Raw genomic sequence first — 16328 nt, 5'->3', positions numbered from 1 at the left:
CCTCTCAAATCGGAATCGATTTTCAGGGTTCTGCGTCAATTCAAACATGATGGTCAAACATGCGCGCCGCGCGTCCTATCGGACGCTCGGGAGATCGGCGAGGATCGCGGCTGCCCTGTCGGCAAGATTGACACGATCGTTGGGACTCTTTTCCGCACCTTCGACGAGCAGCGCGCGGATCGGCGAGGAGGGACCCTCGTTCAGGGCAGTCAACGCCACCATATTGGCGGCGATCGAGGCGATCTCCTCGCGGATCGCACCATCGCGTCCGGCTACGGCCTTTGCCTTTTGCAGGCGCTCGGCCAGGGCGGCGCTGCGTTTACGGACATCCTCGCCCATCTCAGCCGTGACGACAGCGGTGTCGAGCGTCGATGTGGTCGTGTCTTCGGTCGTCATTTCCGCCGGCAGCTCCGCGACCATCCCGGCAAGGCCGGCGTCGCGCAGCACCCGGTTGACCTTGCGGATCTCGGCGTTGGCGGTCTTCAACTGCTCCTTCAACCTGGCGATCTCCTGCTGGCGGCGAGCGACCAGGGTTTCCTTTTCGATGGCGGAAGCGCTCTCGCGCGCGGCCTTATCCTCCAGGCGGATCACCATATGCTGCTGCTGCGTCAGTTTCTGTTCGGCATCCTTGGCGCGCTTTTGCAGCAAGCTGACGTCCTGGCGCAGCGTGTCCCGTTCGTCACGCAGCGCGTTGACGCGGAATTTCAGGCTCTCCGCCTCGGTCTCGCGCGCGGCCAGGTCTATTCGCAGCCCATCGGCCTGTTCACCGAGTTTGCTCAGCCGCGTCCTCATCGTCGCCAGTTCGCTCTCCTTGTTGGCAGCGGACTGCTCGGCAATATGCAGATTGGTCTTCAACTGACTGATATAGTTCTCGTCCTTGCGCAGATGCGAGCGCTGGTCGGCCGCCTCGACATGCATCTCGCCGATCTGGGCCTGCAATTCGCCGATCTCGGCGGCAAGCCTGCCGGCATCGACGGCGAGGGCGTCGTGGCGAAGCTGGAACGACAGGGATTTCTCGCGCTCACGCAGAAGGTCCTGGGTGGTGCGGGCGTTTTCGGCGGCATAGAGCGCGCGCACCATGTCTTTCTGGGCGCGGACCTCCTGCGGGCTCAGCGGCATCGTCGCTTTCAGCCTGTTCTCCGTATACCAGACGATGCGGCGGTGAACGGCGGGCGAGACCAGAAAGACGAGGAAGGCCGCGGTCAGGAAGCCCAATCCGAACAAGAGAGCATATTCGATCACGGCGCGGCCATCGGTAAGAAGGTTGATACGAGGTCAGCCGCGATGATTAAGCACGCGTGACGCGCATGGCAAGGCCGCCGGTGGGGACGGCGGCAGATTCCAGCGGCTTTGAGGCCTCAGAAGGGGTTCCAGGTCGGCGCCTGGGTGATCTTGAGATAGCCGACATTGACGCCGAGGCGAGCACCGACGCCGGTGCGGATCGGCACGACCAGCACGTCGTTGTTCTTGAGCAGCGTCATGCCGAAGCCGGCGATCACATAGGCCGAGCCGCTGACGCCGCCGAAGCGGGCATAGATGCCGTTGACGGAGGGCAGGTCGTAGACCAGCATCATTACGCGTGAGCCCTGGCCGCCGTAATCGAGGCCGAGCGAGGGGCCTTGCCAGTAGAGATTATGTTCGCCGGCGTTCTTGGTGTTCAGCTGGCCTTCGCCATAGGTAAGGCCGGCGATGAAGGCGCCGCCGCCTTCCTGTCCGAGGATATAGCCGTTCGGCAGGCCGTATTTCTGGAAGGCACTCTCGACGACCTTGGCAAGCCCGCCGCTGGCGGAACCGAAGAAGGAGTGGCCGGCGTCGACGATTTCCTGCATCGTGTACTGACCGTTGTCTTGGGCGGCGGCCGGCCCGGCAACCATCAGCGAGGAGAAGATGAGGGCCGAAAGTAACCTGCAGAAGCCGATGAATCTGTGCGGAAATCGAGGGCGCATGGTGTCATCCGTTCGTCGTTTGGCTGAGAGCGGGCAACCGCTCGCGGCGATTGGTGCATTTTGCGCCGATGATCTTAACAATCGGTTTACCAAATATGGTGTCATTATGGCATCGAGTACGATCGCAAACTTCGCGCAATTTTGATGAAGCATATTCCGGGCGCAATGAAATTGCCGCCCATCAGGAGACAATGATGTCCAAGAACCCCAATCTCACCCTGTCCGGCCCGGATCTGGCCGCGCTTCTTTGCAGCCGCGTTTGCCACGATGTCATCTCGCCGGTCGGCGCGATCAATAACGGGCTGGAGCTCCTGGATGAAGGCGGCGCCGATGCCGATGCGATGGACCTGATCCGCACCAGCGCGCTCAATGCTTCCGTCCGCCTGAAATTCGCACGTCTCGCCTTCGGCGCGTCGGGCTCCGTCGGCGCCTCGATCGACACCGGCGAGGCCGAGCGTGCAGCCAAGGATTTCGCCGTCGCCGAGAAGAAGACCGAGGTGATCTGGAACGGACCGCGCGCCATCGTCGCCAAGAACCGTGTCAAGCTGCTGCTCAACCTCTTCCTCGTTGCCTATTCCGCCATTCCGCGCGGCGGCGTGCTCGAGGTAACGCTCGAAAATCCCGAGTTCGATGCGAAGTTCAAGCTCACGTCCAAAGGCAAACTGATGCGCCTGCCGCCGAAGTTCGTCGAGATATCGACCGGCACTATCGAGGAAGCGATCGATGCCCATTCGATCCAGCCCTATTACACCGTGCTTCTGGCGCAGGAGTGCGGAATGACGCTTGATCACAGCGCCAGCGCCGACGAACTGGTGTTCACGGCAGTGGCTGCGGCAGCCTGATTTCGGGGCGCGGACCCGTGTCGGCGCCCCGTCCGGTAACGATTCGTTAGCCTGATGGACCTATTCTCCAGGGTTGTAAGAGGCCTCTTGCTGCGACGAATGCGGGGGCAAAGGAGCGGCCATGCAAAGGTTCATGATCACCGATAATTCGGACATCGTCCGCAAGGTCGGCAAGCGCATTCTCTCCGAACTCGACTTTCTGGTCAGCGAGGCCTCCAACGCCGGCGAGGCGCTGCAGCGCTGCCAGGCGGAGCTGCCGGAATATCTGATCGTCGATTCCGGCATGGAAGGCGCCCTCGACCTCATCGCCGCCATCCGTGCCATGGAGGGCGGCAAAGAGGTCAAGATCTATTACTGCGTCGTCGAGGCGGATCTGAAGAAACTCATGGCGGGCAAACGGGCCGGAGCCACCGACTTCCTGCTGAAGCCGTTCGATCGCAAGATCCTGACCGCCGTTTTCGGAAACCGCGCGATCGCCGCCTGACGGGCAGATCTCTTCCGCCGATATCGGCACCACCGGAGCATGATGCCGCGTGCAAGCGGTCTCGGCCGCCCCAGGTTATTTCCTAGATCGAAAGAACAGAGGATTTCAGGCCGATCCGGCCTGAGGTGAGGGCGGATTCTTATTGCGCAGGCAGAAACGAAAATCCCGCCGAAAAGGCGGGATCTTCGTTTATCCGATAAGGGGGATCGGAAAAAATATCAGGCGGTTTCGGCGTATTCGGCACCATCCGGCTCGCGAAGAACGTAACCACGGCCCCAGACAGTCTCGATGTAGTTGGCGCCGCCGGCGGCGTTGGCAAGTTTCTTGCGGAGCTTGCAGATGAAGACGTCGATGATCTTCAGTTCCGGCTCGTCCATGCCGCCGTAGAGGTGGTTCAGGAACATTTCCTTGGTGAGGGTGGTGCCCTTGCGGAGCGAAAGCAGCTCCAGCATCTGATATTCCTTGCCCGTCAGGTGGACGCGCTGGCCGCCGACTTCGACCGTCTTGGCATCGAGGTTGACGATCAGCTCGCCCGTCATGATGACCGACTGGGCGTGGCCCTTGGAGCGACGGACGATGGCGTGGATGCGGGCGACGAGCTCGTCCTTGTGGAACGGCTTGGTCATGTAGTCGTCAGCGCCGAAACCGAGGCCGCGAACCTTGTCTTCGATGCCGGCCATGCCCGACAGAATAAGGATGGGCGTCTTGACCTTGGACAGCCGGAGAGTGCGAAGCACTTCATATCCGGACATGTCGGGCAGGTTCAGATCGAGAAGGATGATATCATAATCATACAGCTTGCCCAGATCGACGCCTTCTTCACCGAGATCGGTGGTATAAACATTAAAACTCTCTGATTTAAGCATCAACTCGATGCTCTGCGCTGTCGCGCTGTCATCCTCGATTAGAAGTACCCGCATAATTATCCCCTTTACCGCCGCCGAAAGGTGGTCTGGCCCCCTACACGATACCGAACACGCTACGTGATTTGAAAGCTGCCACGAAATGGTTAACAAATTCTAATTCACTCTGGCAAGGAGTATCGAATTTATTAAGCAATTTTTCCATTTCTCTGTTTTCCAATAGGAATCTCAAAAAGGTGCTCCTCAACTTTAACATTAGGAAACGACGCTAAGTGATTCATCCGACTCGCCAATGAAAAGGTTCGAATTTCATGCCTCGGCATTTACCGACCCTTAAATCATCGGGCCTATCATTAACGATGCCCGTAAACGAAAGGTTACCAGCGGTAGGTATTTGTTAATATCGCGGGAAATTTTTTAGCAAACCGTGTCAAAGCGGCGCGCAGGGCGGTTTCAAGTTGAGCCGGGGTCTCGCATCACGGGAGTAATGCGTATGAAGTCGCGAGAAAGTCTCGTTCGCCTGAAGGAATTTCAGGTGAACGAAAAACGACGTCAGTTGCAGCAGTTGCAGATGATGATGTCCGAATTCGAACGGATGACGAAGGATCTGGAGAGCCAGATCGTCGTCGAGGAAAAGAAGTCCGGTATTTCCGACCCGAATCACTTTGCTTATCCGACCTTCGCCAAGGCCGCGCGTCAGCGGGCCGACAACCTGCAGGTTTCGATCAAGGAACTGAAGATGCAGGAAGAGACGCTGGAAATGGCGCTCGAGGAGATGCAAGCGGAATATGCAAGGGCCACAGCGCTGGAAGAGCGTGACGGCGGCGCCAGAGCAAGGGCGTAAGAGAAACGGCTGGGTGCCGGCTTCGGCGCCCTGGGATCGCCACTGAGAAGCCATGTATGATGGGCGCGCTGTCCGTTATACATGGCTTTTGGTGTTTGCCTTATGGCGTCGCTCCCACCGGAAACGAGATTCGTCCCCCGCAGGGACGATTTATTTTATGCGTGTCCTTGTCCCAAACCCGCTGTGCGTTTTTGGGCGACATGCATTAATTCACGACATCCTTCCATTCCGGATGGCGTTGCGCCTGCGCCTTGAAGAATGGGCAGAGCGGGATGATCTTCCAGCCGCCGCTGCGGGCTGCCTCCACGGCGTGGAGCGCCAGCGCCTGGCCGACACCTTTACCGCGCAGCGAATCGGGAACGCCCGTGTGATCGATGATGACCAGCTTAGGCGATGTGCGTGAATAGGTCATCTCCGCCTCGTGCCCTTCGACCTCGGCCGCATAGCGGCCGCCGGAGACGCCTTCCTCACTTCGAATGTCCATTGTCTTTCCTCATAACCGATATTGTCGTAGCGGACCGTGACATGGCGGCGCGGTCGTGCCAAGCCGTGGAGGCAATACAGGCAGGAGACAGAGTGTTCATGCAAAATGTCGGATCGATGAGAGGTTCAGGGCAATGAGTGCGCTTTCGATGGCTCGCCCCGTGCTTCTCGTGGCTGCGCCGTTCTTCCTGGCGCTGGGCCTCGTCTTGCCGCTGGTCCGTTTCGAGACGCTGTATTTCTTCGACGAAACGCCGTCGCTCATCGAAATCATCGTCTCGCTCTGGCAAGGCGGGGACGAGCTGCTGGCGGCAATCGTCGCCCTGGTTTCGATCCTGCTCCCGTTTCTGAAGATGATCGGCATCACCGTGGAGGCGATGGGGATCACCGCAGAAGCGACGGCCTCCGGGGGTGGGGCCGGCAGCCTGTTCTATCGTCGCGTCGTACCGCATCTGTCCAAGTGGTCGATGATGGATGTGCTGCTCGTCGCGATCGTCATTGCGGCGGCGAAGACGACGGGGCTGGCGGATGCCTTCACGCAGCCCGGCCTCTGGTGCTACGCGGCCTCGTCAGTGATTTCGGGCCTTCTTCATTCCCTCATGGGAGATGCGTCCGGCCCGAAATAAATGTCGTCGATACTGGGGTGTGATCAGTGACGATATTGCTGAATGCGCGTGGTGCGCAGGCCGGCAAGACCGTGGCTGTTGATCGACGACTGCCAGGACAGGAATTCTTCGACCGTGAGCGTGTAACGCTCGCAGGCCTCTTCCAAGCTCAACAAGCCACCGCGGACAGCCGCGACAACCTCTGCCTTCCGGCGAATCACCCAGCGCCGCGTATTGGGCGGCGGAAGATCCGCGATCGTCAGGGGGCTGCCATCGGGGCCGATGACATATTTTACTCGGGGACGTATCATTTCGGTCATTGGACTCTCTACACAACGCAAGACCACGAGCCCCACTCTAGCCTGCCACATTTAAAAATTGCCTAAACCCATCGTAAGACTTTGATAACAAATTTAGACGCCCGCCCTGGCCGGCGATGGGGCCGCTGTCTGCCGCCACATCAATTTGTAGCGCCTGCATGGGAGCCATGCGGAATAAATATTTGCTGATTTCCCGGGACGATCTTATAAGGGCGGCAACATAAGGATGAGCGCAAGACTTCGTCTCCGTTCTTCCCGCTGTATCAGTCCAGTTCGCGTTTTTGATGCTTCGTATCCTCGGGATGCGGGCAGAAACCGTCTTTGCTGATGTCCCGGTGACAGCAAGGCCGAGCCGAAGCTGGCCATTCGAGGATATGAAGTTGAAAAGACGTGAACGCGCAGTCGGCGACTGCGCTGAGGATGCTGCATTTTCGCCTTCGCAGGCCGATCGCGCCGGGGTTTCGGCCGACGACGGCAAGGAACGGCTCGACGCGATGGCGAAGCTTGTGGGCTTCGTTTCTGTCTGCTCTCGGCTTTCCCGCGGGGCGATCGCACAGCTTTCACCGAAAACCGGTTGATCAGCAATTGGCCGCGAAGCCTTGTCGGCTTTTACGAGGCTGCCGATCTCTTCTATTGCAGCAGACTGGTGACCGCGATGAAGCGGATAATCGTGCCGATCTTCTGCGAGGAGGGGTCGTTTGCGGGCAGCGCCGCCAATCAGGAAAACCGCAAACTCATTGTGCTCTTTCAGATGCATGGGCTGAAGAATACCTTCGCCTTCACGCTGCACGACGCTGACCTGAAACAATACATCTTCGCCTTCTCAGGCGGCTGTCCTATGCCCACGCGAGAGCAGGCGATGGCGCTGCTCTACGGCTCCATGGAGGATGGCCCGTTAGAGACGCTCACCCGGCGCGAAATCGAATGCCTGCGACGCTGCCTGATTCCTTAAATCGGAATCGATTTAGAGCCTTTCCTGGTCAGCTTGAAGCATTCTGTTGGCTCAAACGGAGTCGGATGGTCGACCGGCCGGCGCGCGTCGTAGCCAAGCTCTACGGCCAAGCCGGCCGGTCGATCAGCCGGCCCGTTTCAGCCAACCCGAAGGGCCGGGCATCTTTCCGCCAGGACAAAGGCGATCGGCTCGGACGTACCAAGAGGTATGCCCTTCGCCAATCGCCTTTGCCCTGACGAAAACCTGCTCCGGCAGAATGCTTCAATCTAACCCGGAAAGGCTCTAAGGAATCAGGCAGCAATTCAAGGTGCTACAGCGTCCTTTGCGCGTCTAAAAAGACGCGCAGCGCTGTAGTCGGCGGCCGGCAAGAGCAGCGACGAGATCGCGATCATTCTCGATCTCTCGGCACATACGGTGGTGGGTTATCTGAAGGGCGCGATGCGCAAGCTCGATTCGGTCAGCCGCATGCAGGCGGTCGCCGGAGCATTCCGGTACCGGCTGCTCTGAGGCAGCCGGCCCTTCTCACAAAGCTAAAGCTGGGAAGCATGTAGCGCAAAATGTGCATCGTTTTTTGTGCGACATGCGCAAAAACAAAGACTAAAGCGCGAGCAGCGAATCTGAAAGATCGCGACGCGCTTTAGAAGCCTTTTCCGCGGGTCAGCTCCGACACGATGGTTCCGAAAATGATGCGCATGTCCATCAAGATCGAAAAATTCCCGACGTAGTAGAGATCGCTGGCGATACGGGCGCGCGCCTTGGCCGGACGATCGGTCGGACCGCGCAGGCCGCGCATCTGGGCAAGACCCGTCATGCCGGGGCGCATCGCATGGCGCTGATGGTATTCCGGTACGAGCTCTTCGTAGAGCACGCCGCCGGCGCGCATGCCGATCGCATGGCAGCGCGGGCCGACGACCGACATGTGGCCCAGCAGTACGTTCAGCAGTTGCGGCAACTCATCGACATTCGTGCGGCGCAGAATGGCACCGACGCGAGTGACGCGCGGATCGTTCATCACCGTCTGGGCAACGCCGGAGACGTCGCAGAGGTCGGTGCGCATGGAACGGAACTTGTAGACCTTGATGGCCTTGCAGTTCTTGCCCCAGCGGGTCTGCTTGAAGAGCACCGGCCCTGGGCTGTCGATCTTGATCAGCAGGGCGACGAACAGAAGGAAAGGGGCGAGGACGAGGAGGGCGCTCAACGACGAAACAATGTCGAACGCCCGCTTCAGGACCAAATCCACCAACGGCGCCTGCGGCGCATCGCTGTGGATAACAGGGGTCTGAATCTTCAGGCTCGGCTGCTGGCGGCGGCTCGGCCGGAAGGACTCTGTCGAAATGCTGTTGTTTAATTCCGTGATGCTCAAGGATCGTACTCTGTTGTCTTCGAGGGGGCGCGGCGGCAATAGGCGATCAATGGTTAACCCTGTCACCAGGGCTGCACTTAGGTCTTGGTAACCCTACTAAAACGGAAAAATGCGACAATTGTGTAATGGTGTCCAGAGAAATATCGCATCGCAACAAATCTTTCGCATCTGCGTTAAGTTGAGGCAAACTCATGATATTTCGTTAATAATTGGAATTTCGTCAAGGTTTTTAGGACTTTGGCGAGGGTTTGCGCGGGCTGGCGACGCGCCGTTTCGGCACGTGACCCAGGTCTCTTAACTGTATTTCTTAAGGGAACACGAGGCGAAATTTCTCTGATGAAGATATCGATCATCCTAGAAGCCGTGTCAAAATGTGACAGAATCAAGGCAGGCTTGGTGAAGCGATAGCGTCTGGAAAAGATGCAGACGACGAGTTTACGGCCAGAATCAGTTGGTGAGACCCGATCGCGCGAATCACTCCACAGCTCGAAATGGACATGCTTCCAGACACGCAGGGGGGGAGGTTATTTGGCGGGCAAAGAGACGGCCCGCTCAGGGGGGCGTTTGTCGGAGATCGCGGATTGGCGGCGAGGCAAAGGATTGCGCGGCCTGCCGGTATTCAGCGATATCCGCGGGTGATCACGCCGGTTCGAGGACGCGTTTCCTGCCACCCCAGGAGATGAAGTTCGGGTTGGCGAAGTCGAAATCGGCCGCCGTTCCCGTCTTGCCGTAGGTCAGCGGCATTCCGTCCAGCGTCACTGTCGAACCGCCGGCGGCACGCAGCACCGCATCACCGGCCGCGGTGTCCCATTCCATCGTGCGGGTGAAACGCGGATAGACGTCGGCCTTGCCTTCGGCGAGCAGGCAGAACTTCAGAGAGGAACCGATATTGGTGCATTTGAAGATCGCGTGGTCGGCGAGGAAGCTCCCGGTCTCCGGGCTGTTGTGGCGAAGGCTTGCAAGCGCCAGCCTGTCGTCCGGCTGTTCGCGCACCGTGATTGCGCTGCGTGCGCCAACCGTGAAATCGTCCATGACGACGAGCCTTTCGGCGTGGCCGCGTTCTCCAGAGAAAGCAAGCCCCAGCGCCGGCGCATAGACGATGCCGGCCACCGGGGCGCCGTTCTCGATATAGGCGATGTTGACGGTGAATTCCTGCCGTCCGTCGACGAATTCACGGGTGCCGTCGAGAGGGTCGACCAAGAAGAAGCCTCGCCCGGCAATGTCAGGCACTTTTCCGGCGGCGACCGATTCTTCCGCCACGACTGGTATTTCGGGATAATCTCTGGCGAGATGAGCGAGGATGATGCGTTCGGCCTCCTCGTCGGCGACCGTGACCGGACTTGCATCCGCCTTCATGGCGACAGGGAAGCCTTCGCGCAAGACCGTGATGATGGCCTTGCCGGCTTCGAGCGCCGCCTTTTCAAATGTCCTCAGCATTGTCCTTTTGCCGTTCGCCACGCGGCGAGCACCCCGCTGTCGCTCGTCCGCAAACCATCCCTGTCACAACCAGATACGCAAGTTAATATGGTGTTCCCCGTCGTGCTCCGCATCCCTCAATACGCAGCCTGATGATGCTACCATAAGTTTTCAGCCTTGTCAGACGAAGATGCGGCATCGCTGGTGAAATGGCATTCGTCAAAGGGGCTGCCTTGGGGTCTGAATTTGCTCCATCTTCCAATTCTGTGGAATAGCTTACGCAGCAAGCAGTGCAGGAAATCGACGGCGATATCTCCGGATGGTTAACCCAGTTGTAGTTTCTGGCTAAAAATAGGCCCCGCTCTGCCGTTTTTCTGTGAATTTTGGTTCAAAACGCGCCATTTAGGCCTGTTCTGACAAGAATCTGTCGGAGTAAATCCTTTTTGTCTTCACATTTCCAACGAAACCGCTATGCATTCGGCCTATGAGGTTCCCTGAAACGGGGAACCAAAGAACCAAAAAGAGATGCAGCATGTTTCGCTCGCATCCAGGGGAAAACGACATATGGAGTATTTCGTCCAGCAGCTCTTAAACGGGCTGACGCTCGGATCCATCTATGGCCTTGTGGCTATTGGCTATACGATGGTTTACGGCATTATCGGCATGATCAATTTCGCCCATGGCGACATCTTCATGCTCGGTGGCTTCGCCGCTCTTATCGTCTTCCTCGTCCTCACATCCATCTTCGCAGGTCTCCCGGTGGCCGTTCTGCTGCTGGTGATGCTTGTCGTTGCGATGCTGATGACGAGTTTGTGGAATTGGACGATCGAGCGCGTGGCATACCGGCCCCTGCGCGGGTCCTTCCGCCTGGCGCCGCTGATTACTGCGATCGGCATGTCGATCACGCTGTCCAACTTCATCCAGGTGACGCAGGGTCCACGCAACAAGCCGATCCCGCCGATGGTGAGCTCGGTCTACCAGTTCGGCAACATCTCGGTGTCGCTGAAGCAGATCATCATCATCGTGATCACCGCAGTGCTGCTGACGATCTTCTGGTACATCGTCAATCGTACGGCACTCGGCCGTGCCCAGCGCGCCACTGAGCAGGATCGCAAGATGGCCGCGCTGCTCGGCGTCAACGTCGACCAGACGATCTCCATCACTTTCGTTATGGGTGCGGCACTCGCAGCGGTCGCCGGCACGATGTACCTGATGTATTATGGCGTTGCCTCGTTTAACGACGGCTTCACGCCTGGTGTGAAGGCCTTCACGGCAGCCGTTCTCGGCGGTATCGGTTCGTTGCCCGGCGCCGTCTTCGGCGGCCTCCTTATCGGCCTTATCGAGTCGCTGTGGTCGGCATACTTCACCATCGCCTACAAGGACGTCGCGACCTTTGCGATCCTGGCTTTCGTGTTGATCTTCAAGCCGACCGGCATCCTCGGGCGGCCGGAAGTCGAGAAGGTATAACGTCATGGCAAACACCGAAAATTCTGCAGGCAAGCCCGATGCCGGACTTGTCCGCAAAGGCCTTACCGAAGCTCTTTTCGCCGCCGTCCTGTCGTTCGGCATGTTCGTTCTCTATGTCGGCCTCAAGACCGACCAGAACATCAGCAATGAGTTGATCATCGTCCAGCGCTGGGGCCTGCTTGCGATCTTCGTCGCGGTCGCTGCCATCGGCCGCTTCGCCATGGTCGTTTTCATCAGGCCGAATATCGACCGCCGCAAGCTCAGCAAGGCGCGCGAGGGCGAACTCGATATCTCGACAGAGAAGAGCTTCTTCCACCGGCATTTCCTGAAGATCGCGCTGATCGCGCTGCTGCTTTATCCCATGGTGGTGGTGGCGATCAAAGGCCCTCAGGGCTCGCTGACATATGTCGACAATTTCGGCATTCAGATCCTGATCTATGTGATGCTCGCCTGGGGGCTGAACATCGTCGTCGGCCTTGCCGGCCTGCTCGACCTTGGCTATGTCGCCTTCTATGCCGTCGGCGCCTATTCCTACGCACTGCTTTCGAGCTATTTCGGCCTGTCCTTCTGGGTGCTGCTGCCGCTTTCGGGCATTTTCGCCGCACTCTGGGGCGTCATTCTCGGCTTCCCGGTGCTGCGCCTGCGCGGCGATTACCTTGCCATCGTGACGCTTGCCTTCGGTGAAATCATTCGTCTCGTCCTCATCAACTGGACTGAAGTGACGAAGGGCACCTTCGGTATCTCAAGTATCCCGAAGGCAACACTCTTCGGCATTCCCTTCGATGCGACGGCCGGCGGCTTTGCCAAACTCTTTAACCTGCCGATCTCCTCGGCCTATTACAAAATCTTCCTGTTCTATTTGATCCTGGCGCTCTGCATGCTGACGGCCTATGTCACCATCCGGCTGCGCCGCATGCCGATCGGACGCGCCTGGGAAGCTTTGCGTGAAGACGAGATCGCCTGCCGTTCGCTCGGCATCAACACGGTGACGACCAAGCTCACCGCCTTTGCGACGGGCGCGATGTTTGCCGGTTTCGCCGGCTCGTTCTTCGCCGCCCGCCAGGGCTTCGTCTCGCCGGAATCCTTCGTCTTCCTGGAATCGGCCGTCATTCTCGCCATTGTTGTCCTTGGCGGCATGGGGTCGTTGACCGGCATCGCGATCGCCGCCATCGTCATGGTCGGCGGCACCGAGTTGCTGCGCGAGATGAGCTTCCTAAAACTCATCTTCGGACCAGATTTTACGCCGGAACTTTACCGCATGTTGATCTTCGGCCTCGCCATGGTCGTCGTCATGCTGTTCAAGCCGCGCGGCTTCGTCGGCTCGCGTGAGCCGACAGCCTTCCTCAGAGAGCGCAAGGCGATATCCGGAAGCTTCATCAAGGAGGGCCATGGTTGATGAGCCCCGTGACGACGAATACGATGTCTGACGACACTCTTCTCAAGGTCGAACACCTGTCGATGAAGTTCGGCGGCCTGATGGCCATCAACGACTTCTCCTTCGAAGCCAAGCGTGGCGATATCACCGCGCTGATCGGGCCGAACGGCGCCGGCAAGACCACCGTCTTCAACTGCATCACCGGCTTCTACAAGCCGACGATGGGCATGATCACGTTCAACCAGAAGAGCGGCAAGCAATACCTGCTGGAGCGCCTGCCGGACTTTCGCATCACCAGGGAAGCCAAGGTCGCGCGTACCTTCCAGAACATCCGGCTGTTCTCCGGCCTGACCGTTCTGGAAAACCTGCTGGTTGCCCAGCACAACAAGCTGATGAAGGCATCGGGTTATACAATCCTCGGCCTTATCGGTGTCGGCCCCTATAGGCGGGAAGCGGCCGAGGCGATCGAGCTTGCCCGTTTCTGGCTTGAGAAGGCCGACCTTATCGACCGCGCCGACGACCCCGCCGGCGATTTGCCCTACGGCGCCCAGCGGCGTCTCGAAATCGCCCGCGCCATGTGCACCGGCCCGGAGCTGCTTTGCCTGGATGAACCGGCTGCCGGCCTCAACCCACGGGAATCGGCAACGCTCAACGCTCTGCTGAAGAGCATTCGCGCCGAAACCGGGACGTCGATCCTGCTGATCGAGCACGACATGTCTGTGGTCATGGAAATCTCCGACCACGTCGTCGTCCTCGAATATGGTCAGAAGATTTCCGATGGCACACCGGATCACGTGAAGAACGATCCGCGGGTCATCGCGGCCTATCTCGGTGTCGAGGATGAGGAAGTGGAAGAGGTGATCGCAGCCGTCGAGCAGCTCGAAGGAGGCGCAAACTGATGGGCGATGAAGTAATGACGGGTCAACCGCTCCTTCAGGTGAATGGCGTCGAAACCTATTACGGCAATATCCGGGCGCTGGCCGGCGTCGATGTCCACGTCAACAAGGGCGAGATCGTCAGCCTGATCGGCGCCAACGGCGCCGGCAAGTCGACACTGATGATGACGATCTGCGGCAGCCCGCAGGCCCGCACCGGTTCGGTGGTCTTTGAGGGCCGCGACATCACCCGCATGCCGACGCATGAAATCGCCCGTCTGCGCATTGCACAGTCGCCGGAAGGCCGCCGCATCTTCCCGCGCATGACGGTTCTGGAAAATCTTCAGATGGGCGCTGGCCTCGATAATCTGAAACACTTCGCCGAAGACGTCGAGAAGATCTTCACGCTCTTCCCGCGTCTCAAGGAACGTCACGCCCAGCGGGGTGGAACACTTTCGGGCGGCGAGCAGCAGATGCTGTCGATCGGCCGCGCGCTGATGGCGCGCCCGAAACTGCTGCTTCTCGACGAACCCTCGCTCGGTCTTGCGCCGCTGATCGTCAAGGGCATCTTCGAGGCGATCAGGAAGCTCAACGAGGCGGAGGGGCTGACCGTTTTCCTCGTCGAGCAGAACGCGTTCGCCGCCCTCAGGCTTTCTCACCGCGCCTACGTGATGGTGAACGGCAAGGTGACGATGAGCGGCTCCGGCAAGGAGCTTCTTGCCAATCCCGAGGTCCGCGCCGCCTATCTCGAAGGCGGAAGACACTAGCTCGAAAGGAGAGTTTGACATGCAGGGACTTTTCTTCGAAGCGGATGCCGGCCCCCTTGTGGCGATCCGTGTCATCGTCTTGCTCTTAGGCTTCTGGACGGCCTGGCGCGCCGGCAAAGCGGTTGCCGAGGGCTGGAGCGACTATCCGCTGGTCATCGTCTATACATTTCTGCTCGCCTGGGCGATGCAGTTCCTGCATCATGCCCTGTTCAATGGGCCGATGCTCAACGCCTTCTACTATATCCTCGACTTCGTGACGCTGCTGGTGTTCTCGACGGCCGGCTTCCGCTACCGCCGCACCAATCAGATGGTTAACAACTATTACTGGCTGTACGAGAAAACTTCCGCGTTTTCGTGGAAGGACAAACATTGACAGTCCGTTGAAACTAGGCATGAATTGCCTTCCGAGTGGAACAGCTTTCCTGGCGCAGTCAATGGTGGGTAGTGCGCTGGGCCTTAGACCGGAACCCGCCCAAAAATTGGGAGTAATAATATGAAAAAGTCTCTTCTGTCGGCGGTGGCTCTGACGGCGATGGTCGCCTTCAGCGGCAACGCGTGGGCCGACGTTCTCATCGCTGTCGCTGGTCCGCTGACTGGCCCGAACGCCGCGTTCGGCGCTCAGCTCCAGAAGGGTGCTGAACAGGCAGCCGCCGACATCAATGCGGCTGGCGGCATCAACGGCGAGCAGATCAAGATCGAGCTCGGCGACGACGTCTCCGACCCGAAGCAGGGCATTTCGGTCGCCAACAAGTTCGCTGCTGACGGCGTCAAGTTTGTCATCGGCCACTTCAACTCGGGCGTTTCGATCCCGGCTTCGGAAGTCTATGCCGAAAACGGCATCCTCGAAATCACCCCGGCCGCGACGAACCCGACCTTCACGGAGCGGGGCCTCTGGAACACGTTCCGCACCTGCGGCCGTGACGACCAGCAGGGTGCCATCGCCGGCAAATATCTTGCAGATCACTTCAAGGACGCCAAGATCGCTGTCGTTCACGACAAGACCCCCTACGGTCAGGGCCTTGCCGACGAAACCAAGAAGGCTATGAATGCCGCTGGCGTCACGGAAGTCATATACGAAGGCATCAACGTCGGCGACAAGGACTTTTCGGCCCTCATCGCCAAGATGAAGGAAGCCGGCGTCTCGATCATCTATTGGGGTGGCCTGCACACCGAAGCCGGTCTCATCATCCGCCAGGCGGCCGACCAGGGCCTGAAGGCCACGCTGGTTTCGGGCGACGGTATCGTTTCGAACGAACTGGCCTCGATCGCTGGTGACGCCGTCGCCGGTACGCTGAACACCTTCGGCCCCGATCCGACGGCGAACCCTGCGAACAAGGAACTCGTCGAGAAGTTCAAGGCCGCTGGTTTCAATCCGGAAGCCTACACGCTCTATTCCTACGCTGCGATGCAGGCGATCGCCGGGGCCGCCAAGGCTGCCGGTTCGCTGGATCCTGAGGCCGTTGCCAAGGCCATGAAGGAGAAGGGCCCGTTCCCGACCGTTCTCGGCGACATTTCGTTCGACGAAAAGGGCGACCCGAAGATTCCTGGCTACATCATGTATGAATGGAAGAAGGGTCCGGACGGCAAGTACAGCTACTTCCCGCAGGGCATGTAAGCCTCGCTTCCCATTTTGGGACATGATTATCGAAGCCCGGTTCCGACCGGGCTTCTTTCTTTTTGCGGGTGTTTCAATTCCGGCTTGGCTACCGTGCCGCAGTCGCTCATCGAT

General features: G+C 59.0%; 18 protein-coding genes and 1 pseudogene. 11 read left to right on the top strand and 8 right to left on the bottom strand.

Going from position 1 to position 16328, the window contains the following annotated elements:
• Window positions 1–75: 75 nt before the first annotated feature.
• Window positions 76–1242, bottom strand: a complete 1167-nt coding sequence (locus BS630_RS22605; protein ID WP_077979111.1) for a coiled-coil domain-containing protein — start codon at window positions 1240–1242, stop codon at window positions 76–78.
• 116 nt (window positions 1243–1358) lie between these two features.
• A complete protein-coding gene (locus tag BS630_RS22600; protein ID WP_012758704.1) occupies window positions 1359–1946 on the bottom strand; it encodes a DUF1134 domain-containing protein in 588 nt (195 codons plus the stop codon).
• A gap of 194 nt (window positions 1947–2140) precedes the next feature.
• Here BS630_RS22600 and chpT point away from each other — a divergent pair, with 194 nt between their 5' ends.
• The gene (gene chpT, locus BS630_RS22595) at window positions 2141–2788 is read left to right on the top strand and encodes a histidine phosphotransferase ChpT (RefSeq protein WP_003542366.1); all 648 of its coding nucleotides are present in this window, start codon (window positions 2141–2143) and stop codon (window positions 2786–2788) included.
• Window positions 2789–2909: 121 nt separating this feature from the next.
• The gene (locus BS630_RS22590) at window positions 2910–3272 is read left to right on the top strand and encodes a response regulator (RefSeq protein WP_003542364.1); all 363 of its coding nucleotides are present in this window, start codon (window positions 2910–2912) and stop codon (window positions 3270–3272) included.
• Window positions 3273–3490: 218 nt separating this feature from the next.
• Here BS630_RS22590 and ctrA read toward each other — a convergent pair whose 3' ends face one another.
• A complete protein-coding gene (ctrA, locus tag BS630_RS22585; RefSeq protein WP_003542362.1) occupies window positions 3491–4192 on the bottom strand; it encodes a response regulator transcription factor CtrA in 702 nt (233 codons plus the stop codon).
• 436 nt (window positions 4193–4628) lie between these two features.
• Between ctrA and BS630_RS22580 the strand changes: the two genes are divergently transcribed.
• Window positions 4629–4979: a hypothetical protein gene (locus BS630_RS22580; protein WP_003542353.1), complete on the top strand. Its 351-nt coding sequence runs from the start codon at window positions 4629–4631 to the stop codon at window positions 4977–4979.
• A 205-nt stretch (window positions 4980–5184) separates the two neighbouring features.
• On the opposite strand, the gene BS630_RS22575 is transcribed toward BS630_RS22580, so the two are convergent.
• On the bottom strand, window positions 5185–5463 hold the full coding sequence (locus BS630_RS22575) for a GNAT family N-acetyltransferase (protein ID WP_077979110.1): 279 nt from the start codon (window positions 5461–5463) through the stop codon (window positions 5185–5187).
• A 55-nt stretch (window positions 5464–5518) separates the two neighbouring features.
• On the opposite strand from BS630_RS22575, the gene BS630_RS22570 reads away from it, so the two are divergent.
• Window positions 5519–6085, top strand: a complete 567-nt coding sequence (locus BS630_RS22570; protein WP_183594430.1) for a paraquat-inducible protein A — start codon at window positions 5519–5521, stop codon at window positions 6083–6085.
• A 23-nt stretch (window positions 6086–6108) separates the two neighbouring features.
• Here BS630_RS22570 and sciP read toward each other — a convergent pair whose 3' ends face one another.
• Both sciP and BS630_RS38075 read right to left on the bottom strand, forming a co-directional pair.
• Window positions 6109–6384 (bottom strand): CtrA inhibitor SciP, encoded by a 276-nt coding sequence (sciP, locus tag BS630_RS22565; RefSeq protein ID WP_007533628.1) that lies wholly within the window; start codon window positions 6382–6384, stop codon window positions 6109–6111.
• Between the two features lie 37 nt (window positions 6385–6421).
• Window positions 6422–7192, bottom strand: a complete 771-nt coding sequence (locus BS630_RS38075) for a hypothetical protein (RefSeq protein WP_221969826.1) — start codon at window positions 7190–7192, stop codon at window positions 6422–6424.
• Window positions 7193–7690: 498 nt separating this feature from the next.
• On the opposite strand from BS630_RS38075, the pseudogene BS630_RS22545 reads away from it, so the two are divergent.
• A pseudogene (locus tag BS630_RS22545) lies at window positions 7691–7843 on the top strand (LuxR C-terminal-related transcriptional regulator); the annotation flags it as partial.
• 130 nt (window positions 7844–7973) lie between these two features.
• Here BS630_RS22545 and BS630_RS22540 read toward each other — a convergent pair.
• Together BS630_RS22540 and cysQ are read right to left on the bottom strand one after the other, a co-directional pair.
• Window positions 7974–8699 (bottom strand): sugar transferase, encoded by a 726-nt coding sequence (locus BS630_RS22540; protein ID WP_026265403.1) that lies wholly within the window; start codon window positions 8697–8699, stop codon window positions 7974–7976.
• Window positions 8700–9338: 639 nt separating this feature from the next.
• Entirely contained in the window at window positions 9339–10136 is a 798-nt protein-coding gene (gene cysQ, locus BS630_RS22535; RefSeq protein ID WP_025395698.1) for a 3'(2'),5'-bisphosphate nucleotidase CysQ, read from the bottom strand.
• 543 nt (window positions 10137–10679) lie between these two features.
• Here cysQ and BS630_RS22525 point away from each other — a divergent pair.
• The 6 genes from BS630_RS22525 to BS630_RS22500 all read left to right on the top strand — a co-directional run bounded on the left by BS630_RS22525 (window position 10680) and on the right by BS630_RS22500 (window position 16214).
• A complete protein-coding gene (locus tag BS630_RS22525) occupies window positions 10680–11582 on the top strand; it encodes a branched-chain amino acid ABC transporter permease (RefSeq protein ID WP_003542342.1) in 903 nt (300 codons plus the stop codon).
• 4 nt (window positions 11583–11586) lie between these two features.
• Window positions 11587–12978: a high-affinity branched-chain amino acid ABC transporter permease LivM gene (gene livM / locus BS630_RS22520; protein WP_025395697.1), complete on the top strand. Its 1392-nt coding sequence runs from the start codon at window positions 11587–11589 to the stop codon at window positions 12976–12978.
• Window positions 12978–13856 (top strand): ABC transporter ATP-binding protein, encoded by an 879-nt coding sequence (locus BS630_RS22515; RefSeq protein WP_003542337.1) that lies wholly within the window; start codon window positions 12978–12980, stop codon window positions 13854–13856. The genes livM and BS630_RS22515 overlap by 1 nt, the downstream gene beginning before the upstream one ends.
• A complete protein-coding gene (locus BS630_RS22510) occupies window positions 13856–14599 on the top strand; it encodes an ABC transporter ATP-binding protein (protein WP_003542336.1) in 744 nt (247 codons plus the stop codon). The genes BS630_RS22515 and BS630_RS22510 overlap by 1 nt, the downstream gene beginning before the upstream one ends.
• 19 nt (window positions 14600–14618) lie before the next feature.
• Window positions 14619–14972: a DUF6867 family protein gene (locus tag BS630_RS22505; protein ID WP_017961754.1), complete on the top strand. Its 354-nt coding sequence runs from the start codon at window positions 14619–14621 to the stop codon at window positions 14970–14972.
• Between the two features lie 120 nt (window positions 14973–15092).
• Entirely contained in the window at window positions 15093–16214 is a 1122-nt protein-coding gene (locus BS630_RS22500; protein WP_077979108.1) for a branched-chain amino acid ABC transporter substrate-binding protein, read from the top strand.
• The last annotated feature ends 114 nt before the right edge of the window (window positions 16215–16328 follow it).

The sequence above is a fragment of the Rhizobium laguerreae genome (assembly GCF_002008165.1).
Classification (GTDB): Bacteria; Pseudomonadota; Alphaproteobacteria; order Rhizobiales; family Rhizobiaceae; genus Rhizobium; species Rhizobium laguerreae.
This window is presented reverse-complemented; position numbering and strand designations above follow the sequence as displayed.

Excerpts from the sequence above, each read along its gene's own strand:
- BS630_RS22600 (WP_012758704.1), bottom strand. The coding sequence starts at position 1,946 with ATGCGCCCTCGATTTCCGCACAGATTCATCGGCTTCTGCAGGTTACTT.
- chpT (WP_003542366.1), top strand. The coding sequence starts at position 2,141 with ATGTCCAAGAACCCCAATCTCACCCTGTCCGGCCCGGATCTGGCCGCG.
- BS630_RS22590 (WP_003542364.1), top strand. The coding sequence starts at position 2,910 with ATGCAAAGGTTCATGATCACCGATAATTCGGACATCGTCCGCAAGGTC.
- ctrA (WP_003542362.1), bottom strand. The coding sequence starts at position 4,192 with ATGCGGGTACTTCTAATCGAGGATGACAGCGCGACAGCGCAGAGCATC.
- BS630_RS22580 (WP_003542353.1), top strand. The coding sequence starts at position 4,629 with ATGAAGTCGCGAGAAAGTCTCGTTCGCCTGAAGGAATTTCAGGTGAAC.
- BS630_RS22575 (WP_077979110.1), bottom strand. The coding sequence starts at position 5,463 with ATGGACATTCGAAGTGAGGAAGGCGTCTCCGGCGGCCGCTATGCGGCC.
- sciP (WP_007533628.1), bottom strand. The coding sequence starts at position 6,384 with ATGACCGAAATGATACGTCCCCGAGTAAAATATGTCATCGGCCCCGAT.
- cysQ (WP_025395698.1), bottom strand. The coding sequence starts at position 10,136 with ATGCTGAGGACATTTGAAAAGGCGGCGCTCGAAGCCGGCAAGGCCATC.
- BS630_RS22525 (WP_003542342.1), top strand. The coding sequence starts at position 10,680 with ATGGAGTATTTCGTCCAGCAGCTCTTAAACGGGCTGACGCTCGGATCC.
- livM (WP_025395697.1), top strand. The coding sequence starts at position 11,587 with ATGGCAAACACCGAAAATTCTGCAGGCAAGCCCGATGCCGGACTTGTC.
- BS630_RS22515 (WP_003542337.1), top strand. The coding sequence starts at position 12,978 with ATGAGCCCCGTGACGACGAATACGATGTCTGACGACACTCTTCTCAAG.
- BS630_RS22510 (WP_003542336.1), top strand. The coding sequence starts at position 13,856 with ATGGGCGATGAAGTAATGACGGGTCAACCGCTCCTTCAGGTGAATGGC.
- BS630_RS22505 (WP_017961754.1), top strand. The coding sequence starts at position 14,619 with ATGCAGGGACTTTTCTTCGAAGCGGATGCCGGCCCCCTTGTGGCGATC.
- BS630_RS22500 (WP_077979108.1), top strand. The coding sequence starts at position 15,093 with ATGAAAAAGTCTCTTCTGTCGGCGGTGGCTCTGACGGCGATGGTCGCC.